3 protein-coding genes are annotated in these 3,409 nt (G+C 67.5%); all 3 read left to right on the top strand.

Translation table 11 applies throughout. The features are described from left to right. Positions 1-290: 290 nt before the first annotated feature. Positions 291-1,010: a TetR/AcrR family transcriptional regulator gene (locus AC1DBQ_RS22495; RefSeq protein ID WP_476930625.1), complete on the top strand. Its 720-nt coding sequence runs from the start codon at positions 291-293 to the stop codon at positions 1,008-1,010. 167 nt (positions 1,011-1,177) lie between these two features. After that, positions 1,178-2,434 carry an acyl-CoA dehydrogenase family protein gene (locus tag AC1DBQ_RS22490; protein ID WP_476930624.1) on the top strand — a complete coding sequence of 419 codons (1,257 nt, stop codon included), beginning with the start codon at positions 1,178-1,180 and terminating at the stop codon, positions 2,432-2,434. Between the two features lie 62 nt (positions 2,435-2,496). Then, positions 2,497-3,409, top strand: a 913-nt coding sequence (locus tag AC1DBQ_RS22485) for an acetyl-CoA C-acyltransferase (RefSeq protein WP_476930623.1), incomplete at its 3' end; no start/stop codon positions are given.

Raw genomic sequence — 3,409 nt, 5'->3', positions numbered from 1 at the left:
CTTCATCGTCTGCGCCATCGCGGCGGCCGCCGCGGCCCTGCTCACCCTCATTGGCCTGCACGGCGTCYGCGACACCCACCCCGCCGCCGAGGCCTTCGTGGACCCGCTGGTGGAATCCGCCCAGTCCTGAACGGTTTGAGTTTTCTGCAGTCCCCGGGCCTGCCTGCCATCGAAGCCCTCGATAGCAGGCGGGCCCGCTGCGCGGGCCGACCCTCACCGGCGGACCGGTCGGGTGGCCGCGCTGACGTCTTCCGTCGGGAKGGTCCCCTAGTTGTGCTAAATTTCGGCCCATGATCTCGCACCCGCCAAGCCACGATACCGACGGACCTACAGCCGCCGCMATCGGGCTGTTGGCGTCGAAAGGCTATGACGCAACGTCCGTTGACGAACTTGCGGACGCCGCAGGCATGAGCCGCAGCACCTTCTTCCGGAAGTTCGGATCGAAGGAGGACGTTGTTTTCGCGGACCACGAGCGGATMCTGCGGCAGGTGACCGAACGACTGGCGGAATCGATGCAGGAGCCGCTCGCAGCGATCGAGGACGCGGCGCTGCTGGTCTTCAACCACCACGTACGGAACCCGGAAACGTCACGCGCCCGRTATGAGCTGATGCAGTCCGTGCCGGCCCTCCGGGACCGGGAGCTGGTTACCTCCCACCGGTACGAGAGGGCGTTCCTTCTGCACCTGCTGGATAACATCCCCGACGGCGAGCACCGTGAATACAAGACTGTTGCCTTTGCCGCAGCCGCGGTCGCCGTGCACAACGCTTTCCTCCGGCGATGGCTCCGCACGACAACAACTGCCCCGGAAACTGCAGCGRCAGACCGGGAGAGATCAACTGCGCTTGCGCACGAACTCCGGGCTCTCTCCGAGATCTTCCGGCCGGCGTTGTACGGCCCGCCCGCGCCGGTTCCGGCGTCACAGGCATCCCCCGCCGTTGTAGTCACCGTGCTGACGGCTGGCGCGGACAAGGACGCGATCATGCAGGCGGTCCGCGACGCCCTCTCCTGACGCACCGTCCTGATGCCCTGMCCCGACCTCCCGTCCTGACGTTGACACGCATCGGCTGACACTGAGTTTCTTGACGCGGAACTGCGTTTCAATGCATCCTTAGTCGACGTGGTGTGAGCCACGGCACGTGGGCGCCCAGGCCCCGACGCGAGACAGAGGACGAACAGATGACGACGACGTCACCCGCTACCGGGTTCACCGCCGCAGAGCCGGCGGGCCAATTTCCCGTCGGCACCATAGAACCGGACTATGTCCTKACCGAGGCATTGGGCACCGACCCTGCGGCCGTATTTGCCGATATCAGCGGCGCCGATCGCGGCTACTGGGAACGCGCCCGCCACTTCGTCCAGAACGAGGTCCTTCCCGCCATTGACGGCTACTGGGAGCGTGCTGAATACCCGATGCACCTGGTCAGCCGCCTCGGCGAACTGGACCTGCTGCGCGACGGAGTTCAGGTGGACGGTTTCGCGCCGATGAGCAGGACGGCGGCCGGGCTGGTGACCATGGAAATCAGCCKCGGCGACGGCTCCGTGGCAACCATGATCGCGGTGCAGGGCGGTCTTGCCTTGCGGTCCATCGCGGAGTGCGGGTCGGCCGAGCAGAAGAAGCGGTGGCTTCCGGGGATCGCCGACGGCAAGGAATTCGCCGCGTTCGCGCTGACGGAACCCACCCACGGCTCGGACGCGGTGGCCCTGGAATCCACGGCCACCAGGACGGCAGGCGGTTTCCTTCTCAACGGAGAGAAGAAATGGATCGGCAATGGCTCCGTCGGCGGAGTGAGCGTCGTTTGGGCCAGGGGCGAAGACGGCCAGGTGCACGGCTATCTGGTCCCGCAGGACTCCCCCGGGTACGCCGCCACAACAATCGAAGGCAAGCTCGCTTTGCGGGCCATCTGGCAGGCCCATATCCGGCTGGAAAACGTCTTTGTCCCGCACGAGAACGTGCTGCCGGGGGCACGGTCCTTCAAAKACACGGCACGGGTATTGCTGGCCACGCGGCTGGGCGTCGCGTGGTCCGCCGTCGGGCATGCCACCGCGTGCTACGAAACCGCGGTCCAATACGCCAAGCAGCGTCAGCAGTTCGGCCGGCCGCTGGCCGCCTMCCAGATTGTGCAGGAACGGCTGGCCCGGATGCTCAGCGAACTGGCCACGATGCAGCTGATGGTGGTTCAGATGAGCCGCCTCGACGAAGAAGGGGCACTCACGCCCGAACAAGCATCCCTCGCCAAATACACGTGCACGCGCACGGCCCGGTCCATAGCCTCCAATGCCCGGGATCTCCTCGGCGGCAACGGCATCCTGCTGGCAAACCGCGTCGCCCGGCACCTCGCCGACATCGAGGCCATCCACACCTACGAAGGCACCGAAACGATGCAGGCCCTCATCATCGCGCGCGGGATCACCGGCATCTCCGCCTTCGCCTGACCACCGGCCTTGAGCCACCTGCCTTGGCCCACCCTGTGCCTGTCACCCCGAAAGGACTTTTCTTGAACCAGAACGCCCACATTCCTGTCATCCTCGGCGGCGCCCGGACCCCCTTCGGCCGCTTCCGCGGCGGCCTCACGGCTTTCTCCTCAAGCGAGCTGGGCGCCCACGCCATCCGCGCCGCGCTCGACCGCACCGGCGTCACCCCCGACCAGATCGAAGCCGTCGTCGTCGGCCAGGTGATCCAGGCCGGAGCAGGCCAAGGCCCCGCACGCCAGGCCAGCCTGGCCGCCGGGATCGGCTGGGATGTGCCCACCGTGACGGTGAACAAGCTGTGCCTCTCCGGACTGACAGCTGTGATCGACGCGGCCCGAATGATCCGCGCGGGTGAAGCAGACTTCATCGTTGCGGCCGGTCAGGAGTCCATGACGAACGCACCCCACCTGGTGCCCGGGCTCCGGGCCGGCGTCGTCATCGGGGACGCTCCGATGCTCGACTCGCTGAACCGCGACGGGCTGCAGGATCCGGTGAGCGGCTTGTTGATGGGCGAGGCGACCGACGCAGGAAACGCCGAGCGCGGCATCACCCGCGCCGAGCAGGACGCTGTCGCGGCCCGGTCCCACCAGCGGGCCGAAGCGGCGCGCGCCGCCGGCCTGTACGCCGACGAGATCGCCCCGATCGACGTCCCCCAGCGCAAGGGGCCGGCACTGACGCTCCGGCACGATGAGGGCATCCGCCCCGAGACCACCGCCGAATCCCTGGCGCAGCTCCGTCCCGCCTTTTCGAAAGACGCAACGGCAACCATCACCGCAGGATCCTCGTCCCCACTCTCCGACGGCGCCGCGGCCCTGGTGATCGCAAGCAAGGCGGCAGCCGAAGCCGCAGGGCTCGAGTGGATCGCCGAAATCGGTGCCCACGGCCAGACGGCGGGACCGGACGGATCCCTGCACTCCCAGCCCGCCCGCGCAATAGAAC

Source organism: Arthrobacter sp. 10T413_2 (assembly GCF_056394205.1).
Note: the sequence above shows the minus strand (reverse complement) of the source record. Positions and strands in the feature narration are given on the sequence as shown.